We start from the raw sequence: 22,100 nt of genomic DNA, 5'->3' as shown, positions 1-22,100 counted from the left end.
GCTTGCGCCCTCAGCACCCGTTCACCCTATTGCAGGGGATCGTGAACAGGCGCTCACGCCTGCAACTGCACCTGGGGCTGTGCCGTGAGCCGGTAGCCCGCACCGCGCACGGTTTCCACCATCACGGAGGCGGCGCCCAGCGCTTCGCGCAGGCGCTTCACATGCACGTCCACCGTGCGCTCCTCGATGAAGACATGGTCGCCCCACACCTTGTCGAGCAGCTGCGAGCGGCTGTGCACACGCTCGGCATGCTTCATTAGGAAGTGCAGCAGCTTGAACTCCGTAGGACCCACCTTGAGCGGCTGGCCCTGGAAGGTCACGCGGTACGTTCCGGCATCGAGCACCAGCTCGCCAATGGTCACGCTGTCGCTGACCTGCTCGGGCGCACGACGGCGCAGCACCGCGCGGATGCGGGCCAGCAGTTCCTGCGTGGAGAACGGCTTGGTGATGTAGTCGTCCGCACCAGCATCGAGCCCAGCAATCTTGTCGGGCTCATCGCCGCGGGCCGTGAGCATCAGGATCGGGATCGGTTTGGTGCGGCTGTCGGCCCGCCATTTGCGGGCCAGCGACAGGCCGCTTTGTCCGGGCAGCATCCAGTCGAGCAGGATGACGTCGGGCAGCACGGCATCCAGCTCGCGCTGGGCCGAGTCTCCGTCTTCCGCCCAGAAAGGCTGGAATCCGTTGTGGCGCAGATTGACAGCAATCAGCTCGGCAATCGCGGGTTCGTCCTCCACGATGAGGACGCGTGGGAGCTTTCTCATAAATGTGCCAAAGCCCTTTCGCTACAAGACAGCCGACTCGATCTCGTCGAGGGCAGTGTGGCGCACATCCTTGCCCTTGACCAGATAGATGATGAGCTCGGCCACATTCTTGGAATGGTCACCGATGCGTTCGATCGCCTTGGCCAGGAACAACAGGTCCAGGCTGGGCGAGATGGTGCGGGGGTCTTCCATCATGTACGTGATGAGTTTGCGCACGAAGCCATCGAACTCCTTGTCGATCAGGTCATCCTCCTTGAGGATGGCCACAGCCGCCTTGACGTCCAGCCGCGCAAACGCATCCAGCGTCTTGCGCAACTGGCCGGAGGCCAACTCGGCGGCCACGCGCAAATCGCTGGAGGGAAGTGAACGCGGCGCACCGCCCTCAATGATGGAACGCACCATGCGGGCCATCTTGTTGGCCTCGTCGCCCATGCGCTCGAGGTTGGCCGTAGCCTTGGAGAAAGCCAGCAACAGGCGCAGGTCGCGCGCGGTGGGCTGGCGGCGGGCGATGATAGACGACAGCTCCTGGTCGATTTCGACCTCCATCGCGTTGATGCGGGTTTCCATCGAAGCTACGGTCTCCACGGCCTCCAGGCTGAACTGGGACAGGGCGTACACAGCCTGCCGAATCTGCGATTCCACCAGGCCGCCCATCTCCATGACACGGGCGGACACGCTGTTGAGTTCGCTGTCGAACTGGGACGAAAGATGTTTATCGGGCATCTGCTGTCTCCTTAGCCGAAACGGCCGGTAATGTAGTCTTCGGTTTCCTTGCGCTCGGGCTTGAAGAAGATCTGTTCGGTGGCGCCGAACTCGATCATCTCGCCCAGGTACATGTAGGCCGTGTAGTCGCTGCAACGGGCTGCCTGCTGCATGTTGTGCGTCACGATGGCAATCGTGTAGTCGTGTTTGAGCTCGTCGATCAGCTCTTCAATCTTGGCGGTGGACAGCGGGTCCAGCGCCGAGGTAGGTTCGTCGAGCAGCAGCACCGAGGGCTTCACCGCCACACTGCGTGCAATGCACAGGCGCTGCTGCTGGCCGCCGGACAGCGACAGACCGCTCTGGTGGAGCTTGTCCTTGACTTCGGTCCACAGGGCGGCCTTGGACAGCGCCCATTCCACGCGGTCATCCATCTCGCTTTTGCTCAGCGTTTCGTAGAGCTTCACGCCAAAGGCAATGTTGTCGTAGATGGACATGGGAAACGGCGTGGGCTTCTGGAACACCATGCCGATGCGCGCACGCAGCAGGTTGATGTCTTGCTTGGCGTCCAGGATGTCCTGGCCGTAGAAGTTGATCGTGCCCTCGGCACGCTGACCCGGGTACAGGCTGTACATGCGGTTGAGGGTGCGCAGCAGGGTGGACTTGCCACAGCCCGAGGGACCGATGAAAGCGGTCACCTTGTGCTCGGCAATGTTGAGGCTGACGTTGCGCAGTCCCTGGAACTTGCCGTAGAAGAAGCTCAGGTTGCGCAGTTCCAGCGCATTTTTGCTGGGGGTGACGGTAGCAGTGGCGTTCATTGTCAAATCCTGAAAATGGAGGCGGTCTTGTCTGTGTGTGCGATGCGAGGGCGGGCAGGATCAGACGCGGTTTTTCTCGCGCAGGAACACCCGTGCCACGACGTTGAGAATGAGCACGGACAGCGTGATGAGCAAGGCACCGCCCCAGGCCAGGCGCACCCAGTTTTCATAGGGACTCAGGGCAAACTGGAAGATCACCACCGGCAGGTTGGCCATGGGCGCATTCATGTTGGTACTGAAGAACTGGTTGTTGAGTGCGGTGAACAACAAAGGCGCCGTCTCGCCGCTGATGCGGGCGACGGCCAGCAGCAGCCCCGTCATCACACCGCTGCGCGCAGCGCGCAGGGTGACCATGGTGGACACCTTCCAACGCGGCGCCCCCAAAGCGAAGGCCGCTTCACGCAGGCTGCCGGGCACCAGGCGCAGCATGTTCTCCGTGGTGCGAACCACCACTGGCACGGCAATGAGCGACAGCGCCAGGCTACCGGCCCAACCCGAGAAGTTGCCGACCGTCGCCACGGCAATGGCATAGACGAACAGGCCCAGCACGATGGAGGGCGCAGACAACATGATGTCGGTCACAAAGCGGGTGAGCTCGGCCGTTTTGCTCTGGTCGCCATATTCCGCCAGGTACACGCCGGCCAGAACACCAATCGGTGTGGATACCAGTACGGTAAAACCCACCATCATGAGACTGCCGACGATGGCGTTGGCCAGGCCCCCGCCTTCCGATCCCGGGGCTGGCGTCGACTGGGTGAACATGTTCCAGTCCAGCGCGGCAAAACCGTTGGAGAGCAGAACGCTCAGGATCCAGAGCAGCACGAACAGGCCCAGCACCATTGCACCCAGGGACAGGGTCAGACCGATGGCATTGGAGCGCTGGCGCTTTTTGTAGAGTTGTTGGTTGAATTCCATGGAGCTTGTCTCAAAAGAGGTTCATGGTCAGGGCGGGCGGAGTCAAAGGCCCTTGGCTTTTTCGGCGCGCAGCATCATGATCTTGGCCGCCGAAAGCACAACGAAGGTAATCACGAACAGCAGGAAACCCAGCGCGAACAACGTGGAAAGGTGAAAGTCGGCAGCTTCGCCGAACTCATTGGCGAGCGTGGAGGCAATCGAGGTCCCCGGGGAGAACAGCGACGTAGGCATGCGGTTGGCATTGCCGATCACAAAGGTCACCGCCATGGTCTCGCCCAGGGCACGGCCCAGGCCCAGCATCACCCCGCCGATCACCCCCTTTTGCGTGTAGGGCAACACGACGCGGCGCACCACCTCCCAGGTCGTGCAGCCCAGGCCGTAGGCGGACTCGCGCAGGATGGGCGGAACAATCTCGAACACGTCGCGCATCACGGCAGCCACAAAAGGCAGCACCATGAACGCCAGCACAATGCCAGCCGCCAGGATGCCGAACCCGTTTGTGCTGCCCCCAAACAGAAACCCGACCAGCGGCATGGAGCCCAACAGCTTTTGCACCGGCATCTGGAAGTAGTCCGCGAACAGCGGGGCAAACACAAAGAGGCCAAACATGCCGTAGATGATCGAAGGCACCGCCGCCAGCAGCTCCACTGCAGTGCCCAGCGGGCGCCGCAGCCACACGGGGCATGTTTCCGTCAGAAAAAGGGCGATGCCGAAAGCGAGTGGCACTGCGATCAGCAGCGCAATGCCTGCACTGGCCAAGGTGCCGACGATGGCAATCGCGGCGCCGAACTCTTCGTTGATGATGTCCCATTCCACGCGCCAGATGAACTGGGCACCGAATTTGTGAAACGTCGGCCACGCGTAGACAAACAGCGAGACGATGATGCCCAGAAGCGCTACCAGCACCAGCAGCGAAAGACTTTGGGTGAGACGATGGAAAAGGATGTCCTGAAGACGCTGCCGCTTGGCAATCGATACCATCGACTCTGTGGGGGCGTCTGTCTTCTTGACGGACCCGGATTGCGAACTCATGGTGGTTCCCACGCTCATATTGACTCCCATCTGGCTTCTGGAGATCCCCACAAACCAGCACCCATCGGCCAGACCAGCCGGCCAATGGTGGGTATTTTGGGGCAGACTGGCTTATTTCTTGATCTGCGACCAGACTTTGGAGCGGATCTCGGCGGTCAGGCTGTCAGGCAGCGGGACATAGTCCAGATCCGCAGCCATACCCTTGCCGTTCTTGAACGCCCAGTCAAAGAACTTCAGCACTTCAGCCGATTGGGCTTTGTCCGCAGGGTCCTTGTACATCAGGATGAAAGAAGCCGTGCTGACGGGCCAGCTTTCGGCACCCTTGGCATTGACCATCGAGATGCCCATGCCCGGCACGCTGAACCAGTCTGCGCTGGCTGCTGCGGCGGCGAAGGTCTTGTCGTCAGGGCTCACATACTTGCCGTCCGCATTCTGCAGCTGCAGGAAGTTCATGTTGTTCTTCTTGACGTAGGCGTATTCCACGTAGCCCACTGCGCCCTTCACCCGGGTCACATTGGCGGCCACGCCTTCATTGCCCTTGCCACCCACGGACGAAGCGGCTGGCCATTTCACGGCAGCGCCCTTGCCCACGGAATCTGCCCATTCCTTGCTGACGGCAGACAGGTAGTCGGTCCAGTTGAACGTGGTGCCCGAACCATCTGCGCGGTGGACCACGGTGATGTTCTGGTCTGGCAGGGTCTTGCCAGGGTTCAGTGCAGCAAGCTTGGCATCATTCCACTTGGCGATCTTGCCCAGAAAGATTTCTGCCAGCACAGGGCCGGTGACGCGCAGTTCGCCAGGCTTGAAGCCTTCCAGGTTGACCACGGGCACCGTGCCACCAATGATGGCGGGGAACTGCACCATGCCGTCCTTCTCCAGATCGGCACCAGAAACCGGCGCATCAGAGGCACCAAAGGCTACGGTCTTGGCGCGAATCTGGCGGATACCGCCGGACGAACCGATGGACTGATAGTTCAGCCCTGTGCCGGTTTCCTTCTTGTAGGCTTCGGCCCATTTGGCGTACATGGGAAACGGAAAGGTAGCGCCCGCGCCGGTGATGTCCGCTGCAAAGGCACTGCCTACCGCCATGGTGGCGAGTGCTACAGCAACGGTTTTGAGAAATGTGCGTTTCATTATTCAGTACCTTTTGGCTAGGGTTATCAGGAACAGGATGAACTCTAGGGCCCCAAGATGACAATTCAGTGACACACAAACCCTCGTCGTAGCCAACTGCCACACGACCACCCGCCTTTACCCGATGCGGCTTGCATCGTCATGAATTTGTCATGCAAGCGGCAGACACTGGCAAAGATCACAGCCCGCCCTCCCACCGCCCTTGTGGCAACGTGCGTCGCGGGGGGGCACACCAGATGGTCGCGGTACCATGCCGAACGAAGCTCCAACCAGAAAAACATGCAGAACGGCACACGCCTCGCCGCAGTCGACCTCGGCTCCAACAGTTTTCGCCTCGAAATCGGGCGCTATGAGTTCGGTCATATCCAGCGGGTGGAATACCTCAAGGAGACCGTGCGCCAGGGCAATGGCCTTGACGAAGATCGCAATTTGACACGCGACGCCATGGAGCGTGGCTGGGCCTGCCTGGCGCGGTTTGGCGAGCGGCTGGCCGGGTTTCCACGCGCCCAGGTTCGCGCCGTGGCCACACAGACGCTGCGCGAGGCACGCAACCGGGAAGAGTTTCTGTTGCGCGGCAGCGAAGTGCTGGGCTATCCCATCGACGTCGTCTCTGGCCCCGAGGAAGCACGGCTGATTTACCAGGGCGTAGCCCGCTTGCTTCCGCAATCCGACGAGCGCCGCTTGGTGGTGGACATCGGTGGGCGTTCCACCGAATTGATTTTGGGCCAGCAGTTCACACCCCACGCCGTGGCTTCGTACCGGGTGGGCAGTGTTGCCTGGTCGCAGCGCTACTTTGCCAACGGCGAGTTCACCGCGCAGGCCTTCCTGGCAGCCGAGATCGCAGCCAAGGCCGTGTTAGACGAAGCGCTGGAGACCTTCCAGCCCGACGCCTGGGAGATAGCCTATGGATCATCCGGCACCGCCGGAGCCGTTGGCGACGTGCTGACGGCTGCGGGTGGGCCACAAGGCCTCATCACCCGCGAAGGCCTCCATTGGCTGCACGAGCGACTGCTGCGCGCCCAGTCAGCGGACCGCATACGCCTGGAAGGCCTCAAGGAAGAACGGCGCGCCGTCATCGGCGGAGGCATCAGTGTGTTGCGCGCCGTGTTTGACCTGCTGGACATCGAGCAGATGCATGTCGCCCAGGGTGCCTTGCGCCAAGGTGCACTCTACGATCTGCTCGACCGCGAACAACCTGGCACCGACCTGCGGACCACCACCGTAAATGGCCTGATGCAGCGGTTTGGTGTGGATATAGAACACGCGGAGCGTGTCGCACGCACTGCGTGTGCCCTGTTTGATCAGGCCATGCCTTTCGGGAGCGAGCGCGCATCGCGAAAACTCGATTGGGCCGCCCGGCTGCACGAGATTGGCTGCCTGATCTCCCACAGCGACTACCACCGCCACGGCGCTTACATCCTCGACAACACCGACGCCGCTGGATTTGCCGTCCCCGAACTTCACCGCCTCGGGATACTGGTTCAAGGGCAACGCGGCAAGGTGCGCAAACTGGAAGCGGACTTGCAAGACTCCGTCTTCGCGCTTCAGCTGCTCAGCATGCGCCTGGCCGTGGCACTGTGCCACGCCCGCCGCGACCCGGACACGGCCGGTCTTTCGTTGCAAACAGAAGGCCCGCGTTTCATTCTGAGAGCCCGCGCCGGCTGGGCGGCGATCTTTCCACAATCGGCACACCTGCTGCGCGAGGAAATTCAGGCATGGCTAAAGACACCTTGGGAACTGGTGGTTGACCTACCGTGAGCATCAGAAATAAACTATATAAACTGTTTATACCGTTTATCGAAAAATTCCTTTGTCATGACCACATCCAGCACCACTACTGCGCCAGCAGCCCTCGCACCGAACCCCGCGCCAGCAACTCCGGCAAAGTCGGTCAAGACCACTGCTGCGACTACCAAGACCTCGGCCAAAGCAGCGGTTGCCGCCAAGCCACCGAAAAAATTGGCGGCAAAGCCCGCCGCGGTTCCCAAGAAAAAGGCACCCAGCGCCAAACAGGTGACACCCAAACAGCCCAAGGCACCCACACCGGCAGCCACCCGGGACGTCAAGGCCAAGAAGCCCAAGCTGGTGCGCGACAGCTTCACCATTCCCAAAGACGAATACGCAGTCATCGAAACACTGAAGCAGCGCTCAGCCGCTCTCGCCCAGCCGGTGAAGAAAAGCGAGCTGCTGCGTGCGGGCCTCAAGGTCTTGGCAGCGATGTCCGACGCGGCCCTGCGCAGCGCGGTGCAGGCAGTGCCATCCATCAAGACGGGACGCCCGAAGGCAGACGCAGCACCGGCAACACCCATGCCAGCCACAAAGACGACCACCAAAGCCACGCGCAAGTAAGCCCACTGTTCTGCGCCGGGTGAGGCCCCTCGGCGCAACCGGCATCAAAGAAACTCGGGAGATTGGACCGCGATCAGCAACGTCTGGCTCTGGTCCAGCCGTTGCCGCTGTCTCAACCACCAGACAGCCCCCTTGCGCACGGCGCACTCCGAAGCCTGGAGCCCCATCAACTGCGCAATGGTCTGGCCCAGCACGGGTTGATGGCCCACCACCAGCACCGTGCCCTTGGCGCGTGGCCATTGCACAAGATCCAGCAGATCCTGCGGAATTGCACCAGGTAACAGCTCGGCGCGCATCTTGAATTTTCGCCCCAGAGCGCTTGCAGTCTGCTCCGTGCGCCGCGACGGACTGGCGAGCACACGCAAACCTTCGGGCAATTGCCGGTCCAGCCAGGCGGCCATGCGTGCAGCCTGCTTCTCCCCACGCGACGTCAAAGCTCTCGCCAGATCGTCACCCCCCTCTGCGGGCTCTTCCGCCTCCGCATGGCGCCACAAAATGAGGTCCATCATGCCGTCCCCTGATCCACGTGCGCCACCGATGGGGCCGGACCATACCGGACCATCAGAGCGTTCTGTGCGCCCAAACCATCCTGGGGACGAGGAGCCCTGCCGTAGGAGCCATCTGCGTTCAGGGTCCAGGCATCCCGTTCATCATGCAGATAGGCGACCAGGCATTCATCGACAATCTGCTGACGCAGGCGAGGGTCGGTCACGGGCCAGGCCAGCTCCACCCGCCGCATCATGTTGCGGTTCATCCAGTCGGCACTGGAGAGATACAGATCCTCCTCATTCCCGCTGCGGAAATAGAAAACGCGCGTGTGTTCCAGAAACCGGCCAATGACCGAGCGCACACGGATGTTGTCGGTCACCCCAGGGACTTGGGCAGCCAACATGCAGGCACCGCGCACGATGAGGTCAATGCGTGCCCCGCGCTGGCCGGCCGCAATCAGGGCGCGCATCAGGGCCTCGTCTGTCAGGGCATTCATCTTGGCGACGATGCGCGCATCCTCTCCCCTACTGGCGGCCAGCCCCACTTGTTCGATTTTTTCCAGCATGCGCCGGTGCAGATGGAACGGCGCCAGCATCAGCTTGCGCAGCTTGGGCGGACGGTTCTGGCTCGCCAGATGGTTGAACACCCCATCCATGTCAGCAGTGGTTTCCTCATCGGCCGTGAGGTAGCTCAGATCGGTATAGAGCCGCGCAGTACGCACGTTGTAATTGCCGGTGGAAAGGTGCCCATACCGCCGCAGTTTTCGCCCTTCCCTGCGCGTAACGAGCAGCATTTTGGCGTGCGTCTTGAGCCCCACCACACCGTAGACCACCTGCGCACCAATGGACTCCAGGGCCTCGGCCCAGTTGATATTGGCCTCTTCATCAAACCGGGCCTTGAGTTCCACCACGGCCATGACCTCCTTGCCGCGACGCACCGCCTCGGAGAGCAGATCCATGAGTTCGGAGTCCGCCCCGGTTCGGTAGATCGTCTGTTTGATGACGAGCACGTCCGGGTCATTGACGGCTTCGCGCAGAAAGGCGAGTAACCCATCAAAACTTTCGAACGGCTGATGGATCAGCACATCGTGCTTGCGCAGTTGCTCCAGAATGGACACGCCGGACTGCAATTGCCGAGGCCAGGCAGAGTTCCAGGGCGCAAACAGGAGGTCCGGGGCATCCACCAGATCCACGAGTTGTGTCAGTCGCACCAGATTCACGGGACCCTGCACCCGGAACAGGGCAGCTGCCGGCAAGGCAAATTGCGCCAACAGAAAATCCGACAGAAACTGCGAACATCCAGAAGACACCTCCAGCCGCACCGCTTGCCCGTAGTGCCGGTGCTGCAAGCCCTGGCGAAGTGCGGTCCGCAGATTGCGCACGTCCTCCTCGTCCAGTGCCAGGTCTGAATGGCGCGTGACGCGGAACTGCGAGAACTCCGTGACCTCGCGCCCCGGGAACAAATCCTCCAGATGCGCCCGGACAATGCTGGAAAGACTCACGAAAAGCGCTTCCCCGGGGGCAACGCGGTCAGGCATGCGAATGAGTCTTGGCAGGGCCCGGGGCACCTTGACGATGGCGATCTCGTTCTCGCGGCCAAAGGCGTCGCGACCTTTCAACCGGACAATGAAATTCAGCGATTTATTGGCTACCTGTGGAAACGGATGTGCCGGATCCAAGCCCACCGGAATCAGCAAAGGCCGAACTTCGTCCAAAAAATAATCGTGGACCCACCGCTTTTGCGCGGGAGAACGCTCGCTGTAGCCCACGATGCGAATCCCGTGTGCGGCAAACGCCGGCACCAAGGACTCGTTGTACAGCGTGTACTGCCGCTCCACAAGGCCGTGCACCTTGGCGGCCATGGCTTCGAAGGACGCCGTTGAATAAAGCCCCTTGGTCTCGCCCTTCTGCGCCGCGGTGATGTGTGGCGCAGCGCGCACCTCAAAAAACTCATCGAGATTGGAAGACACGATGCACAGATAGCGCAGCCGCTCCAGCAAGGGGACATCCGTCCGCACGGCCCAGTCAAAAACCCTCTCATTGAAAGCCAGGATGCTGTGATCTCTGTCCAGAAACATCTGAGGAGGGTGGCTGGTGGATTGCACTAACGTACAGCTCGTGCCACTGTCATGCAACAGGGAGGTGGTGGCATGTGTGCCAGCATGATCGAAAGGCAAAGGCAACATGGGTACGCAAACGCGGCAAGTGCAGGATGCCTGCAGTATTTAACGCCCAGATGACAGCGATGTGACAGGTTTTGTGACAGTCACACAAGATGCATCCTGCACACGGGCGGGGACCAGGTACTGTTCAAACAGCCGGGCGGCATGAGCCCAGGTGAAATCGAGTGCCCGCGCGCGCGCTTCGGACCGGGGAATCGCCAAGGCCTGCTGGCTTGCCAGGAGCAGATCATCCTGCAGCACACCCCCTTTAGGGGCCTGGCCAGAATGCGCTCCCAGCACTTCCATGGGGCCATCCTCGGGATACGCTGCCACAGGCGTCCCGCAGGCCATGGCCTCCAGCATGACCAAACCAAACGTTTCTGACCGGCTTGGAAATACAAACACATCAGCGGCCGCATAGACCTCTGCCAGAGCCGCGCGATCCAGGATGCCCAGCCAACGAACCTGCGGGTACTTCGCCTTGAGACGTGCCTCCAGCGGCCCGACTCCACAAACCACCTTGGAGCCCGGCATGTCGAGCCGGAGGAAAGCTTCGATGTTCTTTTCGTACGAAATCCGCCCCACATACAGCGACACCGGGTGCGCCAGAGTGCCCATGAGCGGGCTCTGGGTGGTTGCGCCATGGAACGGAAAAACCCGCGTGTCGACTCCATGGGTCCACGGGCGCAAATTGCGGAAGCCCCGACGCTCCAGCATCTGCAGAACGCCTTGCGTGGGCACCATCACTCCCGAGGATGGACGGTGGAAATGCCGGAACAGCGCGTACCCCCAACCAAGCGGCACACGCAGCGCCGCATGCAATATTTCCGGAAAACGCGTGTGGAAAGCCGACGTGAACGCCAGGCCCTTGCGCAGGCAGTAGCGGCGCCCCGCCCAGCCCAGCGGCCCTTCTGTGGCAAGGTGGATGGCATCGGGCTGCATGGCGTCCAGTACCTCTGCCACGCGCTTTGTCGGCCGCACGGCCAGGTCGATGCCGGGATAGCCAGGGCATGGACGGGTTGCAAATTGACCGGGGTGCAGCACTTGCACCTCGTGCCCGGCAGTTTCAAGCGCCTGCACCAGTTCCAGCAGGGTGGTAACCACCCCATTCACCTGGGGAAGCCAGGCATCGGTCAACAAGGCAATTTTCATAACACAACAGCGGCCTCGGCCTCGGCCTGGGGGATATTTGCGACCGGAGAAGCCGGCCACTGCAGCAGTTCCAGTCGGCCGTCCATGTGCTCGACCAGGGCGGTGTGGCTTTCCACCCAGTCGCCGTCATTGCAATACAGGGTCCCGCCGATCTCCCGCATCTCAGCACGGTGGATATGGCCACACACCACGCCATCATGTCCCCTGCGGCGCGCTTCGGCTGCCACGGCCACTTCAAAATCAGTGACGTAGTTCAGTGCTTTCTTGACCTTGCCCTTCAGGTACGCCGACAGGGACCAGTAGGGCAAACCCACGCGGGCACGCAGGGTGTTGAGGTGCCGGTTGAGTTTGAGGGTGAACTCATACAGGTTGTCGCCCAGATACGCCAGCCACTTGGCACACTGGATGACTCCATCAAAGTGGTCGCCGTGCGTGACCCAGAGACTGCGACCATCGGCCGTCGTGTGAACCGCATCGGCCCGCACCTCGATGCCACCAAAAGAGTGGCCTACGAACGCACGGGCGAATTCGTCATGGTTGCCGGGTACAAACACCACCCGACACCCTTTGCGCGCGCGGCGCAGGAGCTTTTGCACCACATCGTTGTGGGCTTGTGGCCAGAACCACTTGCGGCGCAGTTGCCAACCATCCACGATGTCGCCGACCAAGTAAAGGTGATCGCTGGGATGGTGCTTGAGAAAGTCCAGCAATGCGACCGCCTGGCAACCTGGAGTACCCAGATGCAGATCAGAAATAAAGACCGCGCGGTACCGGCGATGACCAGCGGCGGATGCCTGCGCGTCGTCGGCTGTGTCCTCGGGGCCCAAGGACGGTTCCATCCAGGGACCCAAGGCATCGAACGCGGTGCGCATCAGGCCCCCAGAAAATGCTTGCGATAGCGGGGATGAAGATCTGCCAGACGCATCAGCATCGGCAGGTCTGCGGTGTTGAAATCCGGGTCCCAGGCCGGAGCGCCCAACACGCGTGCCCCGAGCCGCAGGTAGCCTTTGATGAGTGCTGGGGGCTCTACCGTGATCGAGCCATCAAGCTGCTCCACGGGCAAGGGCAACCGGGGGAGCACGTGGTATTCGATGGGGGCCAGGTGCGTCTTGCGCACCTGCTGCCAGATGCTGGCGGCAGCATCGCCGCTCACAACGCCGTTGTAGAGCATGGGAATGCTCGCGCAGCCGATCATGGTGTCCAACTGGTTGCGCACCATGAAATCCGCCAACGCGCTCCACAAGGCCATGATCACGCCACCGTGGCGATGATCGGGGTGCACGCAACTGCGCCCCAGTTCCACCATGCGGGGACGCAGCGAACGCAGCCGCGTGAGATCGAACTCGGTATCGCTGTAGGTACCACCAACGCGTCGGGCTTGTGCCGGAGTGAGCACCCTGTAAGTCCCAATGACTTGCTGGCTCTGGGCATCGCGCACCAACAGGTGTTCGCAGTAGTCGTCGAAGAGGTCCACATCATGGCCCGGGATGGGGGTCGTCAATCGAGCGCCCATTTCCGCTGCAAACACGTCGAACCGCAGCCGCTGCGCCTGGCGCACTTCGTCTTCATGGCGCGCCCAGGCCACCTGAATGGCGCCACGTTCCGGCACCAGACGCGCTGCGCCAGACAGAGTACCCGCACCACGAAGTCCCCTCGGAGAAGCAACTTCGGCTGGCAGGGGCGGTGTCAAGGTGGGCAATTCATTCATGGTGCAACATCTCCTTGCGTCAGGACGGTTTCGGCTGGAGGCCCCAACCATGGGCTGGGAACCGTTTTCCCCTGGGAGCGAGTGTGAAATTGGCACATGACGCAGCCATGTCGATGGCATGTCAATGCCGTGACATGCGTACCCTGGGAAGGCACCTACGCAGGCAATCGTTGGGCCTGCATAATTGGTCCAGGAACTCGTACCGTGCACGCCTCCTTCCCCGCCCGCCCCCGAAGCCCTGCCATGGGCGCGCTGGTCGTGTTTGTTCTGGCGGCACTGTGTGCAGGCGCTTTGGTGTGGGCGTTGGAGCGTCAGGAACAGGCACAGCAGCGCACTCAGGTGACAGACATGGCGGGCGACCATGTGCAGGCCTTGCAGCGCGCCATCGAACTGGCCCTGTCCGCCAACAACACCCTGGTCGCCTTGGTACGCCAAGGCAAAGGGCAGGTGACGCAGTTTGAAGAGATCGGCACCCAGATGCTGCCGTTCTACCCTGGCATTGCGGCCATGGGCCTGTCCCCCAATGGCGTGGTTAGGCACGTGGTGCCGCGCCAGGGCAACGAAAGCTCCATCGGTTTCGATCAACTCAATGACCCGCGTCAAGGTCGCGAATCCGCCAGGGCACGGGAGTCAGGCCTGCTGACCCTGGCTGGCCCCATGGAGCTGGTGCAAGGCGGGCTGGGGGTGGTGGGGCGCCAGCCGGTCTATCTGGAGGATGCCCAGGGTCACCGCACCTTCTGGGGCTTTACCTACGTCACCATCCGCCTGCCCGAGGTGCTCGCCACTGCGCGCCTGCCGCAACTGACCCAGCGGGGATACCACTACCGGCTGTGGCGCATCCGGCCCGATACGGAAGAAGAGCAGACGATTGCAGCCTCTGCACCGCCCCCGGGCCCCGATGCCGTGGGCCGGTCGCTGACCTTGCCCAATGGACAGTGGACGCTGAGCCTGACCCCCATCAAGGGTTGGGGAGACCCGGGCGTGCTGGCCATGCGATGCGCGATCGCCTTGCTGTTTGCCTTGATGATGGCCTACGTGGCCCGGCTGCTGTTCGAGCTGAAAGAGCATGAGCGCGGCCTGGCCTACCAGGTGGCGCAGCGCACCTCGGAAATCCAGGCAACCCAGCAGCAATTGCACGCCACCATCGACGCCATACCGGATCCGCTTTTCGAGCTCGACCAGGATGGTTTTTACTGCAGCGTGCACAGCCCGCGCGCGGAGCTGCTCATGGCCCCCGCCGAAACGCTGGTGGGACGCAACGTGGCCGATGTGATGCCTGCGCTGGCGGCCTTGTCAGTGATGGACGTGCTGAATGAAGCCCAGGCGCAGGGCTGGTCCACCGGGCGGCAGATCATGCTCGACCTGCCCCGCCTGGGCGCCACCTGGTTTGAGTTGTCTGCGGCGCGCAAGGCGACTTCCCCCAACGCAAAACCCCGGTTCATTGTGCTGTCGCGCGACATCACCGAGCGCAAGCGGTCCCAGGAGCAGTTGCAACTCACCGCGCAGGTGTTTGACCAGAGCAGTGAAGCCATCGTGATCGCCGATGCAGCCCATACCATCGTGCGCATCAACAGGGCGTTCACGCGGATCACGGGGTATGCAGAAGCCGAAGCGGTAGGGCAGTCAGTGCGTCTACTCACCGTCGCGGGGCCCGGCCAAGACTTCGATGCGGATACCGTCTATGCACAGCTGCCGCAGGGCGGAAGCTGGGAAGGCGAAGCCCTGGGACACCGCAAAGACGCCTCCACTTACCCCCAGTGGCTGTCGGTCAGCAGTGTGCGAGACGGCAATGGTGTGGTCACCCATTCCATCACGCTGTTCCGTGACATCACCCAGCAGCGCGAGGCCCAGGACCGCATTCAACGCCTGGCGCACTTCGACCCGCTCACGAACCTGCCCAACCGCGCGCTGCTGGCAGAACGCGCCCATCGCCACATTGCCGATGAGCAGGTACGGGGTGGCACACTGGCGATGCTGTTTCTAGACCTGGACCACTTCAAGAATGTCAATGACTCACTGGGCCACAGAATTGGCGACATCCTGCTTGTGGCGGTGGCACAAAGGCTTCAGTCCCTCTTGAGGCCCCAGGACACGGTCTCGCGCCTGGGCGGTGACGAGTTTCTTCTGTTGCTCCCATCCACCACTGCAAGCGCTGCCGCCGAAATGGCCATGCAGTTGCTCGCGGCCGTGGCCCAGCCGTTTCAGATCGATCCTTACGAGCTCACCACCACCTTGTCGGTCGGCATTGCGATGTATCCGGCCGATGGCGAATCGTTCGACACGCTGTACCAACGGGCGGATGCCGCCATGTACCGCGCCAAACAAAACGGGCGCAACCGGTACGGATTTTTTACCGCCGATATTGAAGCGCGTACGGCCCGCGCCTTGCTGATAGAAAACGCACTGCGCCGTGCACTGGAGCGCAATCAGTTTGAGCTGCACTACCAGCCACAGGTCTCGCTCTCCACGCGCCAGGTGGTAGGCGCGGAGGCCCTGCTGCGCTGGCGCCACCCCGAGCTGGGCCTGGTGTCACCGGCAGAGTTCATCCCCGTCGCCGAAAGCAGCGGCATGATCGTGGCGATTGGCGAATGGGTCATCCACACGGCGGTGACCGACATCAAGCGCTGGCTGGATCTGCACCTGCCCCTGCGGGCCGTCTCCGTGAACGTTTCTGCCGTGCAATTCAGGCACCCTCAACTGCCCGAGATGGTGACCCGCTGCCTGGAACAGGCCGGCCTGCCGGCCCGCAGGCTGGAGCTGGAGCTGACCGAAGGTGCCGCCGTCGACGACCCTGCCGCTGCACTGGCGATGATGGACCAGTTGCACGACCGGGGCGTGCGCCTGTCGATGGATGACTTTGGCACCGGGTACTCGTCGCTGAGCTATCTCAAGCGCTTTCAGATCTACAAGCTCAAGATCGATCAATCGTTCGTACGCGATCTTGAAGAGGATGCCAACGACCGCGCCATCGTCAGCGCCATCATCCGCATGGCGCAGGCTCTGGGCATGCAGACCACGGCCGAAGGGGTGGAAACCGACGGACAGCTCGAGTTTCTGCACGCGCAGGGCTGTGATGAAGCCCAGGGCTTTTACTTTAGCCGCCCACTGCCGGCCGACGCCTTCGAGGCCTACCTGCGCGGACAGCAGGCACGCTAAGGCTGGCTAAGATCGTGAACACGTTCTTACTTGGTGCTGCGACGGTGCGGAAGGTGCGGGAGGGGCGCCGGCGGCTGTAAGGGAGCACTGCTACACTTTGGTACAAATTACCAAGGCCGCCAGGCCCTACGCCCGTACCGGTCTCATGTTTGCGCCGTTCAGCACTCCAGAATTGCAGCGTCCTGGAGTTGCCACCGACACTCCCCTGCAACGCGCGCTGCGCGAACAACAAACCCTGCTCGACAGCGCAGGCGTGGGCATTGTGTTCCTGCGCCAGCGCAGTGTGGTGCGCTGCAACCAGCGGTACGCCGAGATTTTTGGCTATGCCAGCCCCGAGCGGTTGGTGGGACTCAACACCGAGGCGTTCTACCCCTCGCGCGAGGCGTTTCGCGATCTGGGCCGCACCGCCTATCCCGTGCTGGCCCAGGGCCAGGCATTCCGCGTCGAGCGCCAACTGCGCCGATGCGATGGCAGCTTGTTCTGGGGCAGCCTGACGGGGCGGCTCATCAACCCACAGGACACGACAGAAGGCTCCATCTGGATCCTGGACGACATCGATGAGCAAAAGCGCGCCCAGGCGGCGCTGGGTGCGGCAGTGCGTGAAAAGCAGTTGCTCTTCGACAGCGCGATGGTGGGGATCGCGTTCCTGCGTGACAGGCATCTGACCCGCTGCAACCACCACTTTGAACAGATGCTGGGCTACCAGCCGGGAGAACTGGCAGGCAGCCCCTCGCGCCAGTGGTACGCCAGCGATGCCGCCTGGGAAGAAGTCGGCCGCCGGTGCTATCCGCAGCTGGCCGCAGGCCACTCCTACGAAGGCGAGCTGGAGCTGTGCCGCAAGGACGGGACCCCCGTGATCTGCGAGGTGCGCAGCAAGTCCATCGACCCTGCCGATCCGTCCCAGGGCTCCATCTGGATCACCATGGACATCACGGAGCGCAAGCAGGCGCAGGCCCTGCTTGCCAGCACCCACGAAGACCTGGAAAGGCAAGTGCAGGACCGCACCCGCGAACTGCGCGAAACCGTGGACAACCTGCACCGTGAGATCAACGACCGCAAGGCCGATCAGGAGCGCATCTACTGGCTGGCCCACTACGACGCCCTGACAGGCCTGCCCAACCGCACGCTGCTGGCCGAACGGGCACAGCAGGCCATCCGCGTCGCCCAGGAAGGCAACACGCCGCTGGCCCTGATCTTCCTGGACCTGGACCATTTCAAGCATGTGAACGACTCCCTGGGCCACCGCGTGGGCGATGCGCTGCTGGTGGAGATCGCCAAGAGGCTTCGTGCAGTGGTGCGCGACAAGGACACGGTCTCGCGCCTGGGGGGCGATGAATTCATCCTGCTGCTGCCCGGCGCCAACGCGCACGGCGCCGCCCGCGTGGCCGGCAAACTGCAGGAGGCATCGCGCCAGCACTACCAGATCGACCACCACGAGCTGACCATGGCGCCATCCATGGGCATCGCGCTGTTCCCGCAAGATGGCGCGGACTTCGACACGCTGACCCAATCGGCCGATGTGGCCATGTACCGCGCCAAGCTGGATGGCCGCAACACTTTCAAATTCTTCACCCCCGAAATGCAGGCGCAGTCGGTGCGCGCGCTGCAGCTGGAAAACGCCCTGCGCCGTGCGCTGGAGCGCAACCAGTTCCACCTGCACTACCAGCCGCAGATGAGTCTGACCAACGGCTCCGTACGCAGCGTGGAAGCGCTGCTGCGCTGGCAGCACCCGCAGCTCGGCGGAGTGTCGCCGGCAGAGTTCATTCCCATTGCCGAAGACAGCGGGCAAATCCTGCAGATTGGGGAATGGGTGCTGCGCACCGCGCTGGCTCAGCTCAAAACCTGGCGCACCAGCGGTTTTCCCAAACTGACAATGGCCGTGAACCTGTCTGCCATCCAGTTTCGCCAGCCCCAGCTGCCGGAGCTGGTGAGCCGCATGCTGGCCGAATTCGATCTGCCGCCCGACTCCCTGGAACTCGAACTGACCGAAGGCGTGGCGGTGGACGACCCGCATGCCGCGGTGGCCACCATGGACCAATTGCACGCGCGCGGCGTGCGCATGTCGATGGACGACTTTGGGACCGGCTACTCATCGCTGAGCCAGCTCAAGCGCTTTCAGATTTTCAAGCTCAAGATCGACCAGTCGTTCGTGCGCGACCTGGGCGATGACGGCAACGACCGCGCCATCGTGAGCGCCATCATCCGCATGGCCCAGGCGCTGGGCATGCGCACCACGGCCGAAGGCGTGGAGACCGAAGGCCAATTGGCCTACCTGCGTGAGCAGGGCTGCGACGAGGCGCAGGGTTACCACTTCAGCATGCCGCTGTCTGCGCCAGAATTGGAAATTTTCATGCGGCGGCAGCTGCATTGAACAACGTTTGCCGACAGGACCATGCCCAGACCAATGGCTCCTGAAAGAGCCACGGGAGCCACGGGAGCCACAGGCAACCGCATCGGGTGGAACAATTAGATAAAAATAGCCTCTGGCGCTTGATACACAAGCGTTAAAAGCTATTTATTTAATAGCAAACAAAATTCAAGCCGCCGGAAGACCGAACACCCAGCGCCTCACCGCCCAAGTTGACCCCAACCCACCGAGATCAGCGGATCGGGAAGGCGTACATCAGGCCCTGCTTGTTCCACAGATTGTTGAGACCACGTGGCAGCGCCAGAGGCGACTTCTGACCGACATTGCGCTCAAAGATCTCGCCATAGTTGCCCGTGGTCTTGACAGCGCGCAGCAGCCAATCACGGTCCAGCCCAAGCAGCTTTCCGGTGTCTTCCGAGGAGGTCCCCACGATGCGCTGCACCACCGGCTGGGTACTGCTGGCCTTCAGCTGGTCCGCATTGGCCTGCGTCACGCCGTGCTCTTCGGCTTCGATGAGGCCGTAGATCACCCACTTGACCACGGCAAACCACTCGTCGTCACCCCGCCGCACCAAGGGTCCCAGGGGCTCCTTGGAGATCAGTTCCGGCAAGATGGTGTGTGTTGTCGCGCCTTGCGGAACACCACTGCGCAGGGATGCCAGACCCGATGCATCGGTGGTGAACGCGGTGCAGCGGCCTGCCAGATAGGCGGACGTTGCAGCATCCACCTTCTCGAACATCACGGGCTTGATGTCGAGGTCGTTGGCACGGGAATAGTCAGCCAGGTTCTTTTCGGTCGTGGTCCCCGACTGCACACATACGGTCTGCCCCTTGAGCTGGCGGATGTTCTTGATCTTGCTCTTGGCAGGCACGATGAAGCCCTGGCCGTCGTAGTAGGTCACGGCCGTCTGGTGCAGGCCCAGCGATGCGTCACGTGCCAGCGAGAACGTGGTGTTGCGCGACAGCACATCCACCTCACCGGATTGCAAGGCGGTGAAGCGTTGTGGCACGTCCAGCGGCACATACTTGACCTTCTGGCCATCGCCCAGCACTGCGGCGGCAAGCGCCCTGCAGACATCGACATCGAGGCCTGACCACTTGCCGCTGGAGTCCGCCATCGCAAACCCGGCCAGCCCGGTGTTGACGCCACACACCACCTGCCCGCGCGCCTTGATGCCATCGAGCGTCTTGCCCGCATGGGCGGCGGGCGCCGCGAGCAACCCCGCCAATGCAGTGGCGCCCACCGCGGCGATCTGGCCCAGAAATGTCTTCATACGGTCTTGTCTCCCGGAAAATGATTCAGAGTGCCGCAGGTGGCGCAGCCTCTGCCCCATCCAGCATCTTCTGCAGGAACTGGGCTTGCCCCATGCTGGGGTCGAGCGTGTAGGCGGCAAAGCCTTCCCGTTCATATGCGCGCAGGGCACTGTGGTTGCCTGAAAGCACTTCCAGCGTGAGCTTGCAGGCACCACGCTCGCGCGCCAGTGCCTCCACCGACTGCAGCATGCGCTGGGCAATGCGGTGACCCCGCCAGCCGGGCGCCACCACCACGTCATGCACGTTGACCAGGGGCCGGCACGCAAAGGTCGAAAAACCCTCCAGGCAATTGATCAGGCCCACGGGCACCTCGCCATTCAGCGCCGAGGCGTCAGCCGCCCATGCGATCACGCTGAAAGCCTGCGGCCGCTGGCGCAGCGCCTCGGGCAAGCCGCGCTGGACCTCGGCACTGAGCGGAGCGCCGCCACCGGCCACGTCCCTTGCATAGCCGTCGAGCAACTCAACCAACGCCTGGGCTTCCCGGGCGTTGCCATAGTCCACGGGGCGGACGGTGATGGCGGAGGGTGTGTCAGTGTTTGAAGGCATCAATGGTTCGGGGCTGGCGGTAAAGACAGCAGCGTAGCGGATCGCACGGCGTGCCCACCGGTTGAGAGGGCCTGCGGAGCCATCAGCCGGCACGGGCCGCGTCGGCCAGCTTCTGCGCACAGGTGCTGGCCTGCTGCGCGTCGCGCGCTTCCACCATCACCCGCAGCAGCGGTTCGGTGCCGCTCGCGCGGATCAACACACGGCCCGATGCGCCCAGCTCCTGCTCAACCGCCTGGGTGGTGTCTGCCAGCAAGCGGTTGGCTTTCCAGTCCTGGCCAGGGGCCAGGCGCACATTCAGCAGCACCTGCGGATAAAGCGTGATGTCGGCCAGCAACTGCGCCAATGTGCGGCCGCTGCGCACACAGGCCTGCAGCACCTGCAGTGCGCTCACCAAGCCGTCGCCGGTGGTGTGGCGGTCCAGCGCCAGCAGGTGGCCCGAACCCTCGCCGCCCAGCACCCATTTGTGCCGTGCCAGTTCTTCGAGCACATAGCGGTCGCCCACCTTCGCACGCACAAACTTCACACCCCGGGCCTGGAGCGCCACTTCCACCGCCATGTTGGTCATCAGGGTGCCCACGACGCCCGGCACATGCTCATCGCGGCCCATGCGGTCCGAAGCCATGAGGTACAGAAGCTCGTCGCCGTTGTACAGGCGCCCCGTGGCATCGACGATCTGCAGGCGGTCCGCGTCGCCATCGAGCGCAATGCCATAGTCGGCGCGGTTGGCGCGCACGGCGCGCACCAGCGCATCAGGGTGCGTGGCCCCCACCTCGTGGTTGATGTTGAGGCCATCGGGCGAGCAGCCTATCGACAACACCTCGGCACCCAGCTCGTGGAAGACCTTGGGCGCCACCTGATAGGCCGCACCGTGTGCCGCATCGACCACAATCTTGAGGCCCTTGAGGGTCAGGTCCTGCGGAAACGTGCTCTTGCAGAACTCGATGTAGCGGCCAGCGGCATCATCGAGCCGCCGCGCCTTGCCCAGGCTGGCCGAATCGGCCCACACGGGTGGCTCGCCCACTGCGGCCTCCACAGCCTGCTCCCAGGTGTCGGGCAGCTTGGTGCCCTGTGCGCTGAAAAACTTGATGCCATTGTCGGGATAGGCGTTGTGGCTGGCGCTGATGACCACCCCCAGGCTTGCACGTTGCGCGCGGGTCAGGTAGGCCACGCCTGGGGTGGGCAAGGGGCCCAGCAGCACCACGTCCACACCGGCGGAGTTGAAGCCTGACTCCAGCGCACTTTCCAGCATGTAGCCCGAAATGCGGGTGTCCTTGCCAATCAGCACGGTGGGTCGGTCCTCGGTCCTGCGCAGCACGCGCCCGACGGCATGGGCAAGGCGCAAAACAAAATCCGGGGTGATCGGTGGCTGCCCGACGGTGCCACGAATCCCATCGGTTCCAAAGTATTGGCGCATCATGTTCTAGCGTCTCCTCGTATGAATCTCATTGTTTGTTATCCACGGCCAGAGGGCCTGGCATGTGCTCATTCATACAACGCCA

The 22,100-nt window shown here is 62.6% G+C and carries 18 protein-coding genes; 4 read left to right on the top strand and 14 right to left on the bottom strand.

Annotated elements, in window-relative coordinates; genetic code table 11:
• Positions 1-53: 53 nt before the first annotated feature.
• The 6 genes from phoB to pstS all read right to left on the bottom strand — a co-directional run bounded on the left by phoB (position 54) and on the right by pstS (position 5,359).
• Positions 54-761 (bottom strand): phosphate regulon transcriptional regulator PhoB, encoded by a 708-nt coding sequence (gene phoB / locus IB243_RS15610; RefSeq protein WP_029412769.1) that lies wholly within the window; start codon positions 759-761, stop codon positions 54-56.
• 21 nt (positions 762-782) lie between these two features.
• Positions 783-1,484 (bottom strand): phosphate signaling complex protein PhoU, encoded by a 702-nt coding sequence (gene phoU, locus IB243_RS15605; protein ID WP_010457902.1) that lies wholly within the window; start codon positions 1,482-1,484, stop codon positions 783-785.
• Positions 1,485-1,495: 11 nt separating this feature from the next.
• The gene (gene pstB / locus IB243_RS15600; protein ID WP_010457898.1) at positions 1,496-2,278 is read right to left on the bottom strand and encodes a phosphate ABC transporter ATP-binding protein PstB; all 783 of its coding nucleotides are present in this window, start codon (positions 2,276-2,278) and stop codon (positions 1,496-1,498) included.
• 60 nt (positions 2,279-2,338) lie between these two features.
• Complete coding sequence (pstA, locus tag IB243_RS15595; protein WP_010457896.1) at positions 2,339-3,193, bottom strand: phosphate ABC transporter permease PstA; 855 nt, start codon at positions 3,191-3,193, stop codon at positions 2,339-2,341.
• 42 nt (positions 3,194-3,235) lie between these two features.
• Positions 3,236-4,225: a phosphate ABC transporter permease subunit PstC gene (gene pstC / locus IB243_RS15590; RefSeq protein WP_370540345.1), complete on the bottom strand. Its 990-nt coding sequence runs from the start codon at positions 4,223-4,225 to the stop codon at positions 3,236-3,238.
• Between the two features lie 111 nt (positions 4,226-4,336).
• On the bottom strand, positions 4,337-5,359 hold the full coding sequence (gene pstS / locus IB243_RS15585) for a phosphate ABC transporter substrate-binding protein PstS (protein WP_010457892.1): 1,023 nt from the start codon (positions 5,357-5,359) through the stop codon (positions 4,337-4,339).
• Positions 5,360-5,638: 279 nt separating this feature from the next.
• Here pstS and IB243_RS15580 point away from each other — a divergent pair, with 279 nt between their 5' ends.
• Positions 5,639-7,117 (top strand): Ppx/GppA phosphatase family protein, encoded by a 1,479-nt coding sequence (locus tag IB243_RS15580; protein ID WP_057270484.1) that lies wholly within the window; start codon positions 5,639-5,641, stop codon positions 7,115-7,117.
• Positions 7,118-7,174: 57 nt separating this feature from the next.
• The gene (locus IB243_RS15575; RefSeq protein WP_225584984.1) at positions 7,175-7,708 is read left to right on the top strand and encodes a hypothetical protein; all 534 of its coding nucleotides are present in this window, start codon (positions 7,175-7,177) and stop codon (positions 7,706-7,708) included.
• Positions 7,709-7,752: 44 nt separating this feature from the next.
• Here the strand turns inward: IB243_RS15575 and IB243_RS15570 are convergent, their stop codons facing one another.
• The 5 genes from IB243_RS15570 to IB243_RS15550 are packed head-to-tail and all read right to left on the bottom strand — an operon-like array spanning position 7,753 to position 13,218.
• Entirely contained in the window at positions 7,753-8,217 is a 465-nt protein-coding gene (locus IB243_RS15570; protein ID WP_192428179.1) for a histidine phosphatase family protein, read from the bottom strand.
• A complete protein-coding gene (ppk1, locus tag IB243_RS15565; protein ID WP_225584983.1) occupies positions 8,214-10,382 on the bottom strand; it encodes a polyphosphate kinase 1 in 2,169 nt (722 codons plus the stop codon). The genes IB243_RS15570 and ppk1 overlap by 4 nt, the downstream gene beginning before the upstream one ends.
• Before the next feature lie 39 nt (positions 10,383-10,421).
• Positions 10,422-11,510, bottom strand: a complete 1,089-nt coding sequence (locus IB243_RS15560) for a glycosyltransferase family 1 protein (protein WP_192428460.1) — start codon at positions 11,508-11,510, stop codon at positions 10,422-10,424.
• Positions 11,507-12,382, bottom strand: coding sequence for a UDP-2,3-diacylglucosamine diphosphatase (locus IB243_RS15555; RefSeq protein ID WP_192428175.1), 876 nt, complete (start codon positions 12,380-12,382; stop codon positions 11,507-11,509). The genes IB243_RS15560 and IB243_RS15555 overlap by 4 nt, the downstream gene beginning before the upstream one ends.
• On the bottom strand, positions 12,382-13,218 hold the full coding sequence (locus tag IB243_RS15550) for a GNAT family N-acetyltransferase (protein WP_192428173.1): 837 nt from the start codon (positions 13,216-13,218) through the stop codon (positions 12,382-12,384). Before IB243_RS15550 ends, IB243_RS15555 begins: the two co-directional genes overlap by 1 nt.
• Positions 13,219-13,461: 243 nt before the next feature.
• Between IB243_RS15550 and IB243_RS15545 the strand changes: the two genes are divergently transcribed.
• Both IB243_RS15545 and IB243_RS15540 read left to right on the top strand, forming a co-directional pair.
• The gene (locus IB243_RS15545) at positions 13,462-16,374 is read left to right on the top strand and encodes an EAL domain-containing protein (protein WP_192428459.1); all 2,913 of its coding nucleotides are present in this window, start codon (positions 13,462-13,464) and stop codon (positions 16,372-16,374) included.
• A gap of 145 nt (positions 16,375-16,519) precedes the next feature.
• Positions 16,520-18,745 carry a bifunctional diguanylate cyclase/phosphodiesterase gene (locus tag IB243_RS15540; RefSeq protein WP_192428171.1) on the top strand — a complete coding sequence of 742 codons (2,226 nt, stop codon included), beginning with the start codon at positions 16,520-16,522 and terminating at the stop codon, positions 18,743-18,745.
• A gap of 229 nt (positions 18,746-18,974) precedes the next feature.
• On the opposite strand, the gene IB243_RS15535 is transcribed toward IB243_RS15540, so the two are convergent.
• The 3 genes from IB243_RS15535 to glmM form a co-directional block, all read right to left on the bottom strand.
• The gene (locus IB243_RS15535; protein ID WP_192428169.1) at positions 18,975-20,015 is read right to left on the bottom strand and encodes an amino acid ABC transporter substrate-binding protein; all 1,041 of its coding nucleotides are present in this window, start codon (positions 20,013-20,015) and stop codon (positions 18,975-18,977) included.
• 25 nt (positions 20,016-20,040) lie between these two features.
• Positions 20,041-20,601, bottom strand: a complete 561-nt coding sequence (locus IB243_RS15530) for a GNAT family N-acetyltransferase (RefSeq protein ID WP_225584982.1) — start codon at positions 20,599-20,601, stop codon at positions 20,041-20,043.
• An 82-nt stretch (positions 20,602-20,683) separates the two neighbouring features.
• A complete protein-coding gene (glmM, locus tag IB243_RS15525) occupies positions 20,684-22,018 on the bottom strand; it encodes a phosphoglucosamine mutase (RefSeq protein WP_192428165.1) in 1,335 nt (444 codons plus the stop codon).
• Positions 22,019-22,100 lie beyond the last annotated feature (82 nt).

Origin of the sequence: Acidovorax sp. ACV01, from assembly GCF_014851495.1 — a bacterium.
GTDB classification, from domain to species: domain Bacteria; phylum Pseudomonadota; class Gammaproteobacteria; order Burkholderiales; family Burkholderiaceae_C; genus Acidovorax; species Acidovorax radicis.
Note: the sequence above shows the minus strand (reverse complement) of the source record. Positions and strands in the feature narration are given on the sequence as shown.